Origin of the sequence: Marinomonas piezotolerans, from assembly GCF_003362755.1 — a bacterium.
Classification (GTDB): Bacteria; Pseudomonadota; Gammaproteobacteria; order Pseudomonadales; family Marinomonadaceae; genus Marinomonas; species Marinomonas piezotolerans.
Map to the genome: position 1 here is coordinate 101,032 of NZ_QKRA01000002.1, position 18,276 is coordinate 119,307.

Below are 18,276 nucleotides of genomic sequence, written 5' to 3' on the forward strand. Positions count from 1 at the left end.
CCTCCTTCCGAATATCCATCTGACGAGCATTTATTGCCTGAACCAAGATGAGCGAAAATATTAAAAGTAATACGAGCTTCTTAAACGATGCTGGAAATCGGGCTTTGCTGTTTCAAGCCGTTCTCCTAGTTGTCGTACTCGCTGTAGGCTATTATCTATTCCATAACTTACAAGCTAACTTGCAGACGCAAGGGATCTCGACTGGTTTTGCATTCTTAAACGAACCAGCGGGCTTTCCGATTCTGATTCATTTAATCGAGTATACTGAGGCTGGCACCTATGGCCGTGCATTCTTGGTTGCTTTGATTAACACGATACTAATTTCACTAATGGGTATCGTATTGGCGACCATCATTGGCGTCATTATGGGGCTAGCGCGACTGTCTCAAAACTGGCTAGTTGCTAGACTGGCAACGGTATACATTGAGACCCTACGTAACTTACCTTTACTACTGCAAATGTTCTTTTGGTACTTCGCAGTATTGGCAGCACTTCCCCACCCGCGCGACAGCATCGTTTTTGGTGACTTCTTTTTAAACAAGCGTGGGATCTACTCTCCAAATCCAATTTTTGAAGACGGTTTCGGAGTCGTAATATTTGGTTTTCTTGCTACGATTGTTGCCTCAATTGGCTTAGTTATTTGGGCGAAGAAGCGTCAAACACGCACTGGCTTGTGGTTTCCCGCTTACTGGTCTTCACTAGGTATCATTGTAATCGGCACGATTGCTTTTTACTTCTTAGCAGGCTCTCCCATTACCTTTGATTTACCCGAAGCAAGCCGCTTTAACGTCAAAGGCGGAATGGTACTGGTCCCAGAATTTGTTGCCGTTCTTGTAGCGTTATCAACTTATACTGGAGCGTTCATCGCTGAGATTGTTCGAGCAGGTATTCTCTCGGTAAGCTGGGGGCAAACGGAAGCGGCTCGATCGCTCGGTATGCGTGACAGCATCACACAACGTTTGATCGTATTGCCGCAGGCATTGCGAGTCATCATCCCACCACTTACTAGCCAATATTTGAACCTCGCCAAAAACTCGTCTCTTGGGGCTGCGATTGCCTACCCTGAGCTGGTGGCCGTTGTTATGGGAACGACGCTTAACCAAACGGGACAGGCGATTGAGACCATAGGGTTGTGTATGTTGGTATACGGCACATTAAGTTTGTCCATTTCATTCTTTATGAACTGGTATAACAAAAAAATGTCATTGATTGAGCGATAAGGAGGCACACATGGCGATTGAATTTAAACCTTCTCCCAGCCTTCCACCACCGAGCAATGCTGTCGGTGCGACCGCTTGGATTAAGAACAATCTGTTTTCATCACCACTGAATATTTTTCTTACCGTATTCAGTCTTTACATCGTTTATTTGCTGGTGCCGCCAGCCATCCAATGGGCATTTATCGATGCGACTTGGTCTGGCGAAAGCAAAGCTGCGTGTACGGCAGGAGGTGCCTGCTGGGCATTTGTTGCGTCTTACTTTGATCAGTTTATGTATGGCCTCTACCCCTCAGCTGAGTACTGGCGCATTAACTTAGCAGCAATTATGTTGGTCGTGTTGGTTGGCATGTTTGCGATCAAAGCCGTCAATAAAATGTTGCTATCGATTGCGATCATTGTTGTGTACCCAGTCGTTGCTTACTTCTTGTTCGCAGGCGGTATATTTGGCTTAGAAATCGTTGAAACCTCACTATGGGGCGGACTGTTTCTTACTACTTTACTGGGTATTGTCGGCATTGTGGCTTCACTGCCTTTAGGGGTTGTCTTAGCACTTGGGCGCCGCTCAAATATGCCAATTGTTAAATCTGTGTGTGTTGTCTTTATTGAGACGGTACGTGCAGTGCCGTTGATTACGATTTTGTTCATGGCGTCGGTCATGATTCCGCTTTTCTTACCTGACGGCCTCAACTTCAACAAGCTACTTCGGGTGTTGATCGGTATCACCTTGTTCTCTGCAGCCTACATGGCAGAGGTAATTCGTGGTGGACTGCAAGCTATTCCAAAAGGTCAATATGAAGCGGCTGATGCAATGGGCTTAACCTATTGGCAATCAATGATTTTGGTCATTCTGCCTCAGGCACTCAAGCTGGTTATTCCTGGTATCGTTAACACCTTTATCGGCTTATTTAAAGATACAACACTGGTCTACATCGTTGGGATGTTTGATCTACTTGGGCGGATCCAGTCAGCGACACATGATGCTAATTGGCTTGGTACAACCGCTGAAGGCTATGCCTTCGCAGGCTTTATCTATTGGGTTATCTGCTTCGGTATGTCCCGCTACTCTATGGCGGTTGAGCGTAAGTTAGATACCGGACACAAGCGGAATTAATAACAGAATTTGAGGCCTTAACTTATGACAGACAAAAATATGGCACTCGCTCAATTAGAGCAAGGCGAAAAAGCAATCATCGAGTTTAACGATGTTAACAAGTGGTACGGTGATTTCCATGTGCTGAAAAACATTGATTTCAGTGTAAAGAAGGGTGAGAGAATCGTCGTATGTGGACCTTCGGGTTCAGGTAAATCGACGATGACTCGCTGTATCAACCGTCTCGAAGAACACCAAAAGGGGTCTATTTTGGTGGATGGTATCGAGATGAATGATAACCTAAAAAACATTGAAACTATTCGCAAAGACGTGGGTATGGTGTTTCAGCATTTTAACCTATTCCCACATCTAACCATTTTAGAGAACCTAACGTTGGCACCTATCTGGGTGCGTAAAACGCCTAAGAAAGAAGCCGAAGAAATGGCGATGCATTACTTGGAACGAGTCAAGATTGCTAACCAGGCATTAAAGTACCCAGGACAACTGTCGGGCGGTCAGCAACAACGTGTCGCGATTGCTCGCGGATTGTGTATGCGTCCTCGCATCATGTTGTTCGACGAACCAACTTCTGCACTGGATCCAGAAATGATCAAAGAAGTGCTGGATGTTATGGTTCAGTTGGCTGATGAGGGCATGACAATGGTTTGTGTAACTCATGAAATGGGCTTTGCAAAAACGGTCGCAGACCGAGTTGTCTTTATGGACGCGGGAGAAATCGTCGAGGCCAACACGCCACACGAATTCTTTGACAACCCGCAGCACGACCGTACTCAGTTGTTCTTAAGTCAAATTCTGAACCACTAGTACTGTAATTTCTTGCTATCCTTGTATAAAAAGCCCCGTATGGGGCTTTTTGTTGTTTATAATGGCAGCAAATATGTTTGTGATTTAAAACAGGGGATAGCTTTGTCTAACGATCAAGCCGGCGAAAGTGCTTCCACCAAAGTACGCATCGTACATTTGGCCGACCACACAGGAAAACTACAAGTCATTTTCCCATACGACAGCATGCTGGATATGGCGGCCTTGTCGCGTTTAACAAAACGTCGATTTGACCCAGTTGCCAACTACAACATTGATGGCGACCCCCTAGTTAAACCGAGCACGTGCCCCACTCTTATTGACAGTGAGCTACTAAACAGTGAGTTTATTGAGCTACGCAGTCACTCTCAACAGAACTACAAAACGATCCCTTTGGAAGAATTCAAAGCACGCTTTCAAGGCCCGCTAGCACGCTACGAATCGTTAGCGATTCCTGTAAAGTCGATTCCGAAAGCCGCAGAGAGCATTGACGGAGATGTTGACCAGTTATTTCAAGCGCTTGGTAAGTTTCAAGCCGTTCGGTTAAAACAACGTATTGAAGAAACGCTAGAAATCCCGCCTCTACCTGCGTCCTCACACCGTATCATTCAGTTGTGTGGGAACGATCATGCAGGGACAGATGATCTATGTGACGTCATCAACCTAGACCCCTCGCTGTCCGCGCAAGTCATTAGTTGGGCCTCATCACCTTATTACGGTGTGAAGGGTGAGATCGAGTCCGTTGAAGATGCCATCATTCGGGTACTTGGCTTTGACATGGTTATGAATCTCGCACTAGGTTTATCCATGGGAAATGCCTTTCAGCTACCGCAAGATGGACCACGCCACTATGAAGATTTCTGGTACAGTGCCGTGTCGCACGCGGTTCTAATGGAAGCACTAGTACGCAAAATGCCGTCAGGGCAACGACCTCGACTAGGTCATGCATACTTAGCTGGCTTACTACACAACTTTGGTTACTTAACGATCTCCGTTGTTCTGCCGCCGCATTTTGCGATCTTGTCACGCTACATTGAGGCCAATGCACACCTTCCTGCTGACGTCATTGAAATGCAGACTCTACGCTTTACAAAAGAGCAGTTGGGCGCTTGGCTTTTGAAACATTGGGGGTTACCAGAAAGTATCTACACAGGGATACGTTACAGCCGCACCGCGGACTATCGCGGCGCCCATGATGGGATCGCCAATCTGCTGTATCTCGCTCATCAACTGTTCAATGGTGATGACTTAAATGCCACATTGCTGGAAAAAGTAAACATTGCTCACGATGACGCACTGGCGTGCTACAAAAAAGTCATGAGTTCGTCCAAGGAGCTGATGACAATGGTCGACTTGATAAGCGGCCAGAAATGACACAAATAAACACCAGAGTCACACAACAGCTGGATTATCGCTGGCGGCCAATTGAACAGACCCGACATGCGGACATTCCCAAAGATATTCTTCCATGGCTACGCACGGATCAATCCATTACGACCAAATTGCGTACAGCGGGTGATTTAATTGTCGAACTGGTAAGCGAATACTGGGGAACTCCTACACCGCGAGAACGTATGAGATTAGGCCTCAAGACGCGTGAGTTTGCCAGAATTCGTACTGTGATCCTTAAAGTAGATGGGACGGCTGTCATCTATGCTCGTTCTATCATCCCTGCGCGCTCACTAAAGGGGAGTTGGCGTTACTTGCCATACCTTAATAATGCCCCCCTCGGCGGCTATGTTTACCGATCACGGAACCTCATACGTAGCCCAATCGAAATCACTAAACTCCCAGCGGGTATATTATCCAATTGTTCAGAGCCATTATGGGCGCGACGTTCAATTTTTCAGGAATATGGGCCTGGGATTTTGGTGAATGAAGTGTTTTATCCTAGTATAAGCGAACTGACTAACGCCGCTGGGCGTTTCTGATTCACCAACAACACTAGAAGGACATATGAGTAAGCTCCAAGACTACGCGGATTTAACACGTTTTAATCGCCCTATCGGCTCCCTCCTGCTCATGTGGCCAACACTCTGGGCGCTGTGGCTGGCTGCGGGAGGCATGCCTCAGTGGCACCTGATTGTGATTTTTGTCTTAGGTGTGTTTGCCATGCGTTCTGCAGGTTGTGTGATCAATGACTACGCTGACAGAAAAGTCGATGGACACGTTGATCGTACAAAAAACCGTCCACTTCCTTCAGGCCGGGTTACCGAAAAAGAAGCATTATGGTTATTTGCAAGCTTAGCAATATTAAGCTTTGTGTTAGTTCTTTTTACCGATTTTCAAACCATTTTACTGTCATTTGTAGGCTTGTTCTTAGCCTCTTTGTATCCATTCATGAAGCGTTACACGCACTTACCACAGCTGTTTTTGGGGCTTGCCTTCTCTTGGGCGATTCCTATGGCTTACAGCGCTCAAGGCGGTAGCTTAGCTGACCCAGAGCTATGGATGTTATTTGTCGCCAATTGCTTTTGGACCATTGCTTACGACACCTACTACGCCATGACAGACCGCCCTGATGATTTAAAAATCGGTATAAAATCTACGGCCATTCTATTTGGTCGCTATGATTTATTGGTCATTACATTACTTCAAGGGCTGACGCTATCAATGATGACTTGGATCGGTGTACTGGCTGAGCTAAGCTGGATTTACTTTGTCAGTATTGCTGGCGCAGTGGTACTGTTTTATCTGCAATTCCAACAAGCACGAGGGCGTGACCGACAAGCGTGCTTCCGCTCTTTCTTAGATAACAACCGAGTTGGCTATTGTTTGTTTGCAGGTATATTACTGAACTATTACATTTAGTGAGGCATCGATGTGACAATTTAACATAGCTGTCACATTTAATCGCTTTAATATCTACCGTTCCTGAGATGAGGATAAATCCTGTGACCGGTAAAAAAGTACTAATTATCGACGACGAAGCACCCATCCGCGAAATGATCGCGGTGGCTCTAGAGATGGCGGGCTACGAGTATATAGAAGCCGAAAATAGCCAAGAAGCGCATGAAATTGTGGTTGATCACCGACCTGACTTGATTTTGTGTGACTGGATGATGCCTGGCGGTAGCGGTATTGAGTTGACCCGTCGACTTAAAAAAGACCCAACTACGGCCGAAATCCCTGTCATCATGTTGACGGCAAAAAGCGAAGAAGATAACAAGATTCAAGGTCTTGAAGTGGGTGCGGATGATTACATCACCAAACCGTTTTCACCAAGAGAACTTGTTGCGCGTCTAAAAGCAGTATTGCGTCGCGCCACCCCTCAAGGTGTGGACGACCCAATTGAAGTCGAAGGCTTATTGCTTGACCCAATTAGCCAGCGGGTATCCATCGGTACATCACCCATCGAAATGGGACCGACCGAGTATCGTTTGCTAAAGTTTTTGATGACGCATCAAGAGCGCGCCTACTCGCGAGCGCAATTGCTGGATCAAGTGTGGGGTGGCAATGTGTATGTAGAAGAGCGTACAGTGGATGTTCATATACGCCGCTTGCGTAAAGCTATTGGCGAATCGCACGACTTTTTGATCCAAACCGTTCGAGGCACTGGCTATCGTTTCTCGACAAAACGCACGGCTTAACTTTATATGAAGCAAACTTGGCGACAAGCGATCCTAACTTGGGTAAGCGGACTGGCTGCTGTGTTAGTTATTGGGTTCGTCATTGATAGAATCCTTGCAACGACACTGCTTTACACGCTCGGTACGCTCTACTGGCAGCTATATCAGCTTTACAAGTTTCAAGCTTGGTTACGACGCTCTGGTAAATCAGCACCACCTGAAGCCAGTGGCATCTGGGGCGAAGTCTTCGACTCAGTCTATCGCCTTCAAAAGAAGCAACGTAAATCCAAGCGTCGCATGCGTCAGGCACTTAACCGCATTGAAAACTCCACAGCCGCTCTCAAAGAGGGCGTAATCATGGCCGATAGTAACGGCAACCTAGAGTGGTGGAACAACTCGGCGGGGCTGCTCTTGGGTCTGATGCGTCCGGTAGATCGGGGGCAACCTATCACCAACATCTTACGCAATCCCGAGTTTTTTCGTTACTTCTCCCAAAAACGATTTGGAGAGCCTTTGGTCATTAAGTCGCCATCAAAGGAAGGCGTCTATCTAGAAGTCCAAACAACTCTCTATGATCAAAATGACCATCTTATTTTTATACGAGACGTAACACGCCTTTATCTGCTTGAGCAAATGCGTAAAGACTTCGTAGCGAATGCATCCCATGAGTTAAAAACGCCGCTTACCGTTATTAAAGGGTATCTAGAAACCTTGAGCATGTTCAAAGACTCATTACCGGCCAGTATGCAGCGCGGTATTGTAAGCATGACGGATCAATCGCAGCGCATGGAACATTTAATTGAGGATTTGCTATTACTCTCTCGTTTAGAGACCAATGAAAAACGAGAGGAACATCAGTGGCACAGTATTCAAGATGTTCTAGAAACAATTGAAAGAACCGTCAAACCCATTATCAGCGAAAACCATACTTTAACTGTCAGCGTACCCAATGACAGCTACCTTTATGGTGCCCACTCCGAGCTGTACAGCGCGTTCTCAAATCTGATCGTAAACGCCATCAAGTACTCTCCTAATGGCGGCCAAATTTCAGTGATATGGGAAAACAATGAGCACAGTGGTGTGTTTTCCGTTGCTGACCAAGGGTTAGGTATCGACCCCCGTTTTATACCACGTCTTACTGAGCGTTTTTTCCGTGTTGATAAAGGGCGAGGCTCGAGCACAGGGGGAACTGGCTTAGGGTTAGCGATCGTAAAGCACGTACTCATTCATCATAATGCGAAGCTGCAAATCAGTAGCCAACCAAATATTGGAAGTACTTTCTCTTGTCATTTCCCGATTGACCGTGTGCGTCAAGACGCAATGCTGGCGTCCGTTGCAGCCAATAATCAGGAACCAGAAACAATCGACTCACAATCTTCGACGAAAGAAGTCATCTCGAGGTAGAGATCTAAGAGCCACCTTATTCTTAGGTGGTCTTAGTTATTTATAGTGAATCAAACAAAGCCGAAATAAACGCTTCTTTTTCCGTATCTTGATCAATCAGGGCCAATGTAACGGTCAAAAAAGCGGAGTCAGGCTTTTTCTCGGTCGTTGCAATCGCCTGTACATAGTAATTCAAGCGGTTAACCTGCCCTTCATGAGATAGATCTAGCACGGCTTGATCCAGTACCGTAGGAATCACTTCATCGCTTTTTATCAACAGGGTCGCTTCTTGCTTCGCGAAGTGGACTACCATACAGCGAAACTCTTTTCCCGCAAAGCGAACCATACTTGGGATCTTGACGTCTTTTGAAGAGACCGCTGGTTGGATAATAGCCCCTCTTGATGTCGCTCTTTTCGCTCCCGCCGTTAAAATGCTCAGCGAGTCCGCGCCAATGCTACCCGACGACGTGGCGGGCTTATCAGCCTGCCCTAATGCCTTTTCCATACCATGTTTTTTAGCCGCCGAAAGGATTTTCTGTATCAATTGATCGGGTGAAAATGGCTTACCAAGATAGTCTGTCACACCGGATTTAACTGCTTCCACAACGTGTGACTTATCTCCCCGACTGGTGATCATAACAAAGGGTAATGTTTCCTTAGCGTACTGGGGTTGCTCACGACACCACTGCAATAGCTCAACCCCCGTCATTTCAGGCATTTCCCAATCACACAACACCATGTCGAACTGAATTTTCTCTAGCATCTGCTGAGCTTTACGTCCGTTAATGGCCTCTTCCACAGTACAAGCAGGGAAGCGCTTGCGCACCGTACGCCTAATCAGATCACGAGTAAAAGATGCATCGTCTACAACAAGGATTTTCAACGTTTTTTCCTACTTAGTTTGCGAAAGCAAATCGGCATAATTCTTAAATTGATCAGAATACAGTTTAATCCATAAAAGAGTCGCTGCGACGACCGCAATCGGCATTACAAACAGGTTCAAGATCGGTATCGTCACTCCCACCATTATGATGAAACCAAACGTCCAGCATAATAGCGGTCGTTCTCTCAACGCTCCACGCATCTCTGAAAAGCTGACCTTGTTGTTATCAAAAGCATAATCCATATATTGCAGGGCCAGCATCCAAGCTGAGAACAACAGCAATAAGACAGGCGATACAGCATTCACAAGAGGGATGAATGACAACACTAACAAACCTATAAAACGCGGCAAGAAGTACATGAGTTTCTGTAATTCACGCTTGAGGCTGCGAACCACAGTAAGAGAGATAGTGCGCACATTCAACACTTCGTCAAATACTTTGTCCGTTTGCTGCTCCTCTACTTTCTCAGCCAAAAATGCCATAAATGGCGCAGCTAAAATATTTACGCCTACTGAAAAGCTGTAAAACAATAATAATCCCACAACAATATTAAGAATCAGATAAAACAGCCAGTTCAAAAAGGCTAACCAATCAGGCATGTAGGCCATCATTTCGTCCACAGCGACGGTCATATAATTCAGCGCAACCGTGTACAACAGTGCAATGAGTGCAATATTGGCGACAATGGGTGCTAACAAAAATAGACGAAGACGGCGTTTTGAGAGTAGCGGGATCGCTTTAATAAACGCACCTGCCGCCGTAAAGGGTTGAGTAATCACAAGATAAATCCTTCAACAAACCAATCAATAATCACGAAAAAATTAGCTATATTTAACCATATAAAAACGGGCCACAGGGTAGTAACGAGCACTATTTTATAATTAAAAACACCACGCTAATATTTTCGGCGTAGGCATTTTTTCATGTTCGTGTGGCTTTTCCCGACGCATACAAAATAATTTTGATACACTGAAATTAGTATTCTTTCCTATATACCGTATAAATAAGACTAAGTTATGAAACATTTCTACTGCTGGCTATTAGCAATCCTATGTCTTAGCTCTTGGGCACATGCCGACAGCGTCGAGTTCGGACCGCCAAAAGGTCCGGTTATCCTAACGGTCAGCGGTGATATAGGTGTGACAAACCAAGACGATGGCACCATGGTTTTTGATCTGGATATGCTACGCTCGTTGCCAAACCTCACCCTCAGCACCGATAACCCATGGAAAGAAGGCAAGCATAGTTACCAAGGTTTCAGCGCCATTGACCTGCTCGATGCAATTGATGCGTCAGGCGATATGCTCCGAATCACGGCTCTCAACTACTATATCACCGAAGTTCCCATCAGTGACTTCAACCAATTCGGAACCATCATTGCTCATTCCATAGACGGCCGCACCATGTCTGTACGCACAAAAGGCCCCCTAATGGTGGTGTATGACTTTGATGACCACCCTCAACTGCGATCTGAAACCTATTACGGCCGTTCTATTTGGCAAATTCAGTCCATTGAGGTGTTTAATTCAGAGGATTAAAGCGTGCCAATCATAAATCGTACAAAGACTTGGCACCCTCGTGTGCACAGATGGCTCACCTATGTGCTTGTGTTTAGCGTCGTCACATTATCGGTGATTGCATTCACGCTCATCTCGATGAGCAGTAATAGCAGCCGTCTCAACGCTCGACAAGTATTTGAAAGCTCCCGCTGGAATGCCCTGCAATTGCAACTTCAAACCTATCGCCTATTAGACTATGTCTCTGAATTATCCAACCAAGATATGCCACTTAATGGCGATGGTTATTTTCAATACGACTTAGTGATGAGTCGCATCGATTTACTGAGACAAGGCGAAATTGGCAATCATATCCGCAACTTTTCGAACGGCCGAGCCGTACGACTGCTCAACATCATTACTGGTGAATTAGAGCTGATCAGTCTCAATATCGAACATTTAGAACAGGGACAGCTAGACCAAATCCCTATTATTGTTCAACGATTACGATCGTTGGACAGTCAAATTACGGACTTTGTCGTGATCGTAAATCAAGGTGCCAACAACTATGTTACGGAACAGCGCACCTTGTTAAAAAACCAATTAAACAAGACACAGAATGTCGCGTTAGGACTACTCGCTGCGATGCTCTTACTGGTACTCGTCGCGCTCAAAGTACTCAGAGAGCAACGTATCATCTTTACGCGGAACAAGAACTTAGAAGCACGTGTTAAAGCTGTACAGGATGAAAAAACCGAAGTGATCGCTCGTATCGCAAACGAGCTAAGACCCAGTATTACTTCAATGGTTGGGTTATCGTCCGGCGCACATATTGACAGTGACATCGGCGCTTTAACTAAGCGTTTACGAACCACTGCGGACATGAGCAGCCATTTACTGACACAAATAGACAGTTATCAAGATCTTAGTCAGATCGAATCAAATCAACTTGTGTTGAACCTCAGTAGTGCCAAGTTAAACACTCATATTGAAGACACACTTTCTACCTTGTCTAATGTGTTTCATAGCCACCATGTGCGAGTCATCAATACGATTGACTCGTCATTATCCACGTTTCTGGTTTTCGACTACGACCGCCTAAACGAGGTCTTAACCAATCTGATCACGCAAATAATTCCCTACGCTCAGCGATCATCTTTGGTGCTTCACACACGACCTTCGACCCTCCCAACCGCGGATTTTTCCAGCCATCAAGGAGGCCTGCCTCAAAAAATGGTACAGATCACGGTACGTGATGGCGGAACCGGATTACCAAGCTCATTACAGTCAGGGCTTCGTCTAAACCCACACAATCCTATCAACACTATCTCAAAGCAGATTCACGAAATAGGTGTCGGATTGACCCTTTGCCATCGCTTAATTGTGGCAATGGGCGGCGAGCTGCATTTTTCTAGCTCTGCTGAGAGTGGTACAGAAATTTGGATCAATATTCCGATGGGAATCAATACGAGCTCAAAAGCTGTTAAGGCACCTGTCCCTGCAGATAAAAGCATCGCTATACTCGATTCAGATCCACTGTTCTCAAGGGCGCTCGTACAGGCTCTAGAGCCATACTATCAAAACGTGATATCGGTCACACAAACTCAACTTCAAGACTACACTAACGACCAAGATACCGTAGACTTTGAGCAACTTATTATCATGGATAAAAACCAGCTGGATCCTGGCACCCGCAGTGCACTGGGCCCCTTGACTCAACGAGGTGTCACACTGATTGCCAGTATCGATGTTGCGGACCAATTTACTGATATAGATGCACATCACATACTGGACTACCCCATTACACAGACACAACTCCAACAATTCAGTACTCAGTAGGATCGCTATGCCAATAGATACCGCTCAGCTTCAAAACCTAATCAACCTTTTAGGCGCAGATATGTTACAGCGAGTGCGTCAAAGCTTTTTAGAGGATAGTGAGCCCAAAATAGCACAACTAAAACACGCCATAGCAGAGCGAGATTTCGCCGCGATAGAGCAGCTCAGCCATTCACTCAAATCCGCCAGTAGTAATCTTGCCCTAACGGAATTGGCCGCAGAGCTGGCTCAACTAGAGGCTCAAGCCACGGCACACAATGACGCTGATTTTCAGCGCCTCTATGACAACATTGAGTCTCTTTACGTTCAGAGTGTGAAGGCCCTATCAGACTACTTCTAAATCAAAAAAGGCAGAGCGAATATCGCTCTGCCTTCTGGGGAATAGACCAACGCTAAACCATATTACTCGTCTTCGCTTTGCTGCTTGGAGGTATTTTCAAGCTGCTCCGCTGGTATGTGTCGCACATCCACACCGTTAATTAAATACACTAGATGCTGACACACGTGACGCGAGTGATCTCCAATACGTTCAAGTGAACGAAGCGTCCAAATCACATTAAACACACGTCCGATCGATCTAGGATCTTCCATCATATAAGTAATCAACGAGCGAATCGCCGTTTTGTATTCCAAATCAACCGAGCGGTCGGCTTTCGCCACTCGAATGGCTGCATCCACATCTAGGCGCGCGTACGCATCTAAGCTATCACGCACCATACGTGTGACCATTTGGCCAATACGATTGATCTCTACGTAACCACGTGGAGACTCACCCTCGTTGATCAGCTTCATAGATAAATTGGCGATTTTCTTTGCCTCATCACCAATACGCTCAAGCTCCGTGACAGCTTTGCTGATCGAGAGAATCATACGCAAATCCGTTGCTGCTGGCTGACGCTTCGCTAAGATTCGAGTACATTCTTCATCAATGATGCCATCTAATTCATTAACCGTCGTATCCTTGTCTTTGACTTCTTCGGCTAATTCACCGTCGCTTTCCAACAATGCTTGAATCGCATCCGCAACTTGGTTTTCAACCACGCCACCCATTGTTAGGAAGTGCTGGCGTAAAGTCTCCAGCTCATTATTGAACTGTTGAGAGATATGATCTGTTGTAAGTTCTCGCATGTTTGCAGTTCCTTTTCCTAACCGTAACGACCGGTAATGTAGTCTTCGGTTTGTTGTTTTGTAGGGTTGGTAAATAAGGTATTGGTATCACCGAATTCAACCATGTCCCCCATGTACATGAACGCCGTGTAGTCAGATACACGTGCTGCCTGTTGCATGTTGTGTGTAACGATGGCAATCGTGAACTCGTTTTTCAGTTCGTGAATCAACTCTTCGATCTTCAGTGTCGAGATTGGGTCAAGCGCTGATGCAGGCTCATCCAACAATAAAACTTCAGGTTTTACTGCAACAGTACGTGCGATAACTAGACGCTGCTGCTGACCGCCAGACATCCCTAACGCACTTTCGTGCAAACGGTCCTTAACCTCATCCCAAAGCGCCGCTGAGCGAAGTGCCCATTCAACAGTTTCGTCAATCACACGCTTTTTGTTAATGCCCTGAATACGTAAACCGTAAGCAACGTTTTCATAAATGCTTTTCGGGAATGGGTTTGGCTTTTGGAATACCATGCCGATGCGACGACGTAACTCCGCAACATCCGTACCTTTAGCATAGATGTTTTGGTTGTGTAAGTTAATGTCCCCTGTGATACGGCAGCTATCAACCAGATCGTTCATACGGTTAAAGCAGCGTAGTAACGTCGATTTACCACAACCAGATGGGCCGATAAACGCCGTCACTTTCTTTTCAGGAATGATCATATCAATCCCTTTTAACGCTTCTTTTTCACCGTAATACAGGTGTAAGTCTTTAACGGAAAGACAAACTTTTTCGTCTTCGATACGCAACGTGTTATGGCTACGCTGCATCGTTGAAATATCAATTGAGTGTGTTTTAGTATCGCTCATAATCGTCTCTTCTCTCCGCCGTCTTACATTTCCAGCGATTTGTATTTTTCACGTAGGTGGTTACGAATAGTGACGGCTGACAAATTAAGCAGCGCAATCACGATCACCAATAACAAGGCTGTGGCATAGACCAGAGGGCGCGCCGCCTCTACGTTCGGGCTTTGGAAACCAACGTCGTAGATATGGAAGCCCAAATGCATGAATTTCTGATCTAAATGAATGTATGGGTAATTGCCATCCAGTGGTAATGATGGTGCAAGTTTTACGACACCCACCAACATCAACGGCGCCACTTCCCCCGCAGCACGTGCCACGGCTAAGATCACCCCAGTCATAATCGCTGGGCTCGCCATCGGCAACACCACACGCCATAACGTCTCAGCTTTGGTCGCGCCGAGCGCTAAGCTACCTTCACGAACATTACGCGGAATGCGTGATAAGCCTTCTTCAGTTGCCACAATCACCACAGGAACAGTCAATAGAGCTAGTGTGACCGAGGCCCACATCAAACCACCTGTGCCAAATGTTGGCGATGGCAGTGCTTCTGGGAAGAACGCTTGGTCAATCCCTGAGCCCATGAAGTAAATAAAGAAGCCTAGACCAAACACACCATATACGATGGATGGTACGCCCGCTAAGTTATTCACCGCGATGCGGATCGTGCGTGTCACCACGCCTTGCTTCGCGTATTCACGTAAGTAAACCGCAGCAACAACTCCAAACGGCGTCACTAATACCGTCATTAGCAGCACCATCATCACCGTACCAAAGATTGCTGGGAACACCCCACCTTCGGTATTCGCTTCACGCGGCTCAGCACTTAGGAATTCCCACACTTTAGCGCCATAAAAACCGATTTTCTGCGGAATGCCCATGGCATTAGGTCGGTAAGCGCGTACCACTTTCGCAACTTGCAGCTCGTGAATACTGCCGTCCATAACTTGAACAACAAACGTATCACGGTTGATTTGCGCATATAGGTCAATGAGACGTTGCTGTAAACCTTGGTACAGGGCATCTTGCTCCGCACGTTTTGCATCAAGGTCTGCTTGCTTTTGAGGTGTTAGTGCATCGTTCAATTCCAAACGGCGCTGTTCAAGACGAAGACGCTCCAACTTATGGTTGATTGCACCAATCTCATCTTTTTCTACCTCATGAATCGCGTCGTAGATCTTTGTCGCACGTTCAATGCTCTTTTCGAACACCGCCCATGTCGCCAGCGCAGAAGCTGTCGGAGTAAGATCTTCGGTCGATTCGACCACCTGACCGTCTTCTTTCACCGCTTTGAGGTAGCCATACAAGTTACCCCATTCATGACGCTCCGCCGCAAACAGCATCTCCGGCTTAGTCACATCAGTGAAATACTCATCAAGAATCCAACGAAAGTCAGAACCGTAAACATCTCGGTTACCGGTTTTCATCAGTGTACGTTGCATCAAATCATGATGGTCAGCGACATTGATACCCGCTTCACGCAACTGAGCCGCAGGAACCTCGGTAGTCTCAACACGTTCAGCCACTAAGGTATAGGGCGCAGAACCAGGCAGGCTGTAAGTCCCTTGAGCGATGTCCGCAGGCCAGAAATGACCGAGGCCACGTACCGCAATCAAGGTTAACAAACCCAATACCATGATGACGGAAATCGCCACCGCACCGGCGTTTAACCATACCCATGGATCACCAGACTTGACCCACTGGGATACGGTTTGTTTCTTCATTTTCATTTCAGTACTCATTACAACGACCCGTATTTCTTACGTAGGTGCTGACGCACGGTTTCTGCGATGGTGTTCACCACAAAGGTAAAGATGAACAACACAAACGCCGCCAAGAACAAGATACGGTAATGGGAGCTGCCGACTTCGGACTCCGGCACTTCCACAGCAAGGTTTGCCGCCAAGGTGCGCATCCCTTCAAAGATATTAAAGTCCATAATCGGTGTGTTACCTGTCGCCATTAACACGATCATGGTTTCACCCACCGCACGACCCATACCGATCATGACCGCAGAGAAGATACCTGGGCTAGCCGTTGGCAACACGACACGTGTCATGGTTTGCCAATACGTTGCACCCAAGGCAAGCGAGCCCTGAGTCAATGCTTTAGGAACCGAGAAAATCGCATCTTCGGTAATCGAAAAGATCGTTGGAATGACCGCAAAGCCCATTGCGAAACCGACAACTAAAGCGTTGCGCTGGTCGAATGTAATGCCAAGATCATTCGTGATGTAGCCACGGATATTACCGTCAAAGAAGCTCAGCTCGATCACTGGGCTCATAGCCACACAGAACCAGCCCAATAAGACCACAACCGGAATCAATAACAGTGGCTGCCAGCCCTCCGGCACCATCCATCGAATCGACGCTGGCAAACGAGACCATAAGAAGGCAAACAGAAGGATACCAACTGGAAGCACCACTAAAATACTAAATGCTGCCGCAAGGTTTTCTTCTAAGAAAGGAGCAAAGAACAAACCTGCTAAGAAACCCAAGATAACCGTCGGCAGAGCTTCCATCAGCTCAATGACAGGCTTCACTTTACGACGCAACGCCGGTGCCATGAAGTAAGCGGTGTAAATCGCGCCACAAATGGCCAATGGAACCGCCATCAACATCGCGTAGAAAGCCGCTTTTATCGTACCGAATGCAAGAGGCATCAAGCTGTATTTCGGTTCGAAGTCATTATTGGCCGCCGATGACTGCCAAGTGTATGTCGGCTCTTGATACCCTTCGTACCACACTTTGCCCCAAATAGAGGACCAAGAAACCTCTGGGTGTTCGTTATCGACATCGAAGAAGTGCAAACCGCTGCCGTCTTCTAACAACAAACCATTTGCACGTGGTGAGAAGCTAATCAAACGGCCTGTTTCATCCGTTAACTTTTCGTCAATGACCTGACGGCTAGACGTCGCGTTAAAAATCGCCACAACACCGCGCTCATCTAATGTCGCAAAGCCTTTTCGACGGTGTTCCATCGCCATCGTGACAAGGCCTACTGGTTGCTGAACGTCGCGAATAAATGTCAGATGCTCGACGTTATTGTCATCACGCACGTTAAACCACTGGCTAACGCGGCCACTGCTGTCCGCCACCATGACTGACGATTTGCCCACTAAGTAGCGCATGGAGACGAGTTGCGCGTCATCCTTAACAAGGTCAATCTGGTCTTTCAACGTCACGTTGTCGATATCACGAAGATCAAATTCATTCATCGCACCAGAACGGTCTGCGACGTACAAGTAGCGCTGATCACCCGAAATCAGTAGTGCGTAAGTATCGTCAACAAAAGGAATCGACGCTTTCGTTTCGGATAACTCAACTTCTTCAGTAATGAAGTTCACGTCTTTGTCCAAACGCACCACTTGCGCAGATGAATCTCCGACTACTGCGACCGTCATTCGGCTGTCGCTGTTGCGCACACTCATCATACGAATTGGAAAGTCTGCAGCCTGCACACCTTCATCGCCATACGGATAGACAATGCTGGGCGTAATTAAGCGCGTCCCATCAGGGTACGTGATCTTGTATTCTTGCTTAACCACCAAGGTGCGGCCGTCTGCATAACCAAATGCCATCAAATCACTGGTATCAGACTCCACCGCGAACGCTGTTGGATTACCTAATGGATTCTGGACCTTTTTAATAACGCTGCCATCTGCCACGTTAAAAAAGATCATGTCACCATTCTCAGCGACGCGAAAGCCTACTTCCATTTGCTCTTCTGTCGTCAGATATAAACTTTTACCAGACTCTTCAGAGGGCAATGTGTAGGCTTCTTTTGGCTCTATGCTCGCACCTGAAAATAGAGGTGCCACCTCATAAAGCAGGTAGAAACATATCAGCAAGACTGCAAGGATAACGCTGCTGCCACCGATAGCTATGCCTACCGTTGCGCTGCGATCCTTCAGAGCTCGAACTTTACGATGACGCTTTAACGCCGGCGTATTAAAGTCCAACTCAGGTATTTTTTGATCCGCTTGTGTACTCATCGAATTCAA

Annotated in this window: 17 protein-coding genes; 11 read left to right on the forward strand and 6 right to left on the reverse strand. The window is 46.6% G+C overall.

Features of this window, described 5'->3' with window-relative positions; translation table 11 throughout:
• Positions 1–47 precede the first annotated feature (47 nt).
• The 8 genes from DN730_RS04435 (at position 48) to phoR (ending at position 8,105) form a co-directional block, all read left to right on the forward strand.
• Positions 48–1,220, forward strand: a complete 1,173-nt coding sequence (locus DN730_RS04435) for an amino acid ABC transporter permease (RefSeq protein WP_115466907.1) — start codon at positions 48–50, stop codon at positions 1,218–1,220.
• Between the two features lie 10 nt (positions 1,221–1,230).
• Positions 1,231–2,331 (forward strand): amino acid ABC transporter permease, encoded by a 1,101-nt coding sequence (locus DN730_RS04440; protein WP_115466908.1) that lies wholly within the window; start codon positions 1,231–1,233, stop codon positions 2,329–2,331.
• A 24-nt stretch (positions 2,332–2,355) separates the two neighbouring features.
• Positions 2,356–3,135 (forward strand): amino acid ABC transporter ATP-binding protein, encoded by a 780-nt coding sequence (locus DN730_RS04445; RefSeq protein WP_115466909.1) that lies wholly within the window; start codon positions 2,356–2,358, stop codon positions 3,133–3,135.
• Between the two features lie 102 nt (positions 3,136–3,237).
• Positions 3,238–4,506 carry an HDOD domain-containing protein gene (locus tag DN730_RS04450; protein ID WP_245957887.1) on the forward strand — a complete coding sequence of 423 codons (1,269 nt, stop codon included), beginning with the start codon at positions 3,238–3,240 and terminating at the stop codon, positions 4,504–4,506.
• On the forward strand, positions 4,503–5,063 hold the full coding sequence (locus DN730_RS04455; protein WP_115466911.1) for a chorismate--pyruvate lyase family protein: 561 nt from the start codon (positions 4,503–4,505) through the stop codon (positions 5,061–5,063). Before DN730_RS04450 ends, DN730_RS04455 begins: the two co-directional genes overlap by 4 nt.
• Before the next feature lie 25 nt (positions 5,064–5,088).
• Complete coding sequence (gene ubiA, locus DN730_RS04460; protein ID WP_115466912.1) at positions 5,089–5,943, forward strand: 4-hydroxybenzoate octaprenyltransferase; 855 nt, start codon at positions 5,089–5,091, stop codon at positions 5,941–5,943.
• 83 nt (positions 5,944–6,026) lie between these two features.
• Complete coding sequence (gene phoB, locus DN730_RS04465; protein WP_115466913.1) at positions 6,027–6,722, forward strand: phosphate regulon transcriptional regulator PhoB; 696 nt, start codon at positions 6,027–6,029, stop codon at positions 6,720–6,722.
• Between the two features lie 6 nt (positions 6,723–6,728).
• Positions 6,729–8,105, forward strand: a complete 1,377-nt coding sequence (gene phoR / locus DN730_RS04470; RefSeq protein ID WP_115466914.1) for a phosphate regulon sensor histidine kinase PhoR — start codon at positions 6,729–6,731, stop codon at positions 8,103–8,105.
• A gap of 40 nt (positions 8,106–8,145) precedes the next feature.
• Here phoR and DN730_RS04475 read toward each other — a convergent pair whose 3' ends face one another.
• Both DN730_RS04475 and cysZ read right to left on the reverse strand, forming a co-directional pair.
• Positions 8,146–8,967, reverse strand: coding sequence for a response regulator (locus tag DN730_RS04475; protein ID WP_115466915.1), 822 nt, complete (start codon positions 8,965–8,967; stop codon positions 8,146–8,148).
• A 9-nt stretch (positions 8,968–8,976) separates the two neighbouring features.
• Positions 8,977–9,747, reverse strand: coding sequence for a sulfate transporter CysZ (gene cysZ, locus DN730_RS04480; RefSeq protein WP_115466916.1), 771 nt, complete (start codon positions 9,745–9,747; stop codon positions 8,977–8,979).
• Positions 9,748–9,984: 237 nt separating this feature from the next.
• Here cysZ and DN730_RS04485 point away from each other — a divergent pair, with 237 nt between their 5' ends.
• The 3 genes from DN730_RS04485 to DN730_RS04495 are packed head-to-tail and all read left to right on the forward strand — an operon-like array spanning position 9,985 to position 12,643.
• The gene (locus tag DN730_RS04485; protein ID WP_115466917.1) at positions 9,985–10,506 is read left to right on the forward strand and encodes a putative pterin-binding protein; all 522 of its coding nucleotides are present in this window, start codon (positions 9,985–9,987) and stop codon (positions 10,504–10,506) included.
• Between the two features lie 3 nt (positions 10,507–10,509).
• A complete protein-coding gene (locus DN730_RS04490) occupies positions 10,510–12,303 on the forward strand; it encodes a sensor histidine kinase (protein ID WP_115466918.1) in 1,794 nt (597 codons plus the stop codon).
• Between the two features lie 7 nt (positions 12,304–12,310).
• The gene (locus tag DN730_RS04495; protein WP_158541176.1) at positions 12,311–12,643 is read left to right on the forward strand and encodes an Hpt domain-containing protein; all 333 of its coding nucleotides are present in this window, start codon (positions 12,311–12,313) and stop codon (positions 12,641–12,643) included.
• 62 nt (positions 12,644–12,705) lie between these two features.
• On the opposite strand, the gene phoU is transcribed toward DN730_RS04495, so the two are convergent.
• The 4 genes from phoU to DN730_RS04515 are packed head-to-tail and all read right to left on the reverse strand — an operon-like array spanning position 12,706 to position 18,267.
• Complete coding sequence (gene phoU / locus DN730_RS04500) at positions 12,706–13,431, reverse strand: phosphate signaling complex protein PhoU (protein ID WP_115466920.1); 726 nt, start codon at positions 13,429–13,431, stop codon at positions 12,706–12,708.
• A 17-nt stretch (positions 13,432–13,448) separates the two neighbouring features.
• A complete protein-coding gene (pstB, locus tag DN730_RS04505; protein WP_115466921.1) occupies positions 13,449–14,279 on the reverse strand; it encodes a phosphate ABC transporter ATP-binding protein PstB in 831 nt (276 codons plus the stop codon).
• 23 nt (positions 14,280–14,302) lie between these two features.
• The gene (gene pstA / locus DN730_RS04510; RefSeq protein ID WP_115466922.1) at positions 14,303–16,003 is read right to left on the reverse strand and encodes a phosphate ABC transporter permease PstA; all 1,701 of its coding nucleotides are present in this window, start codon (positions 16,001–16,003) and stop codon (positions 14,303–14,305) included.
• A gap of 11 nt (positions 16,004–16,014) precedes the next feature.
• Positions 16,015–18,267: an ABC transporter permease subunit gene (locus DN730_RS04515; protein ID WP_115466923.1), complete on the reverse strand. Its 2,253-nt coding sequence runs from the start codon at positions 18,265–18,267 to the stop codon at positions 16,015–16,017.
• Positions 18,268–18,276 lie beyond the last annotated feature (9 nt).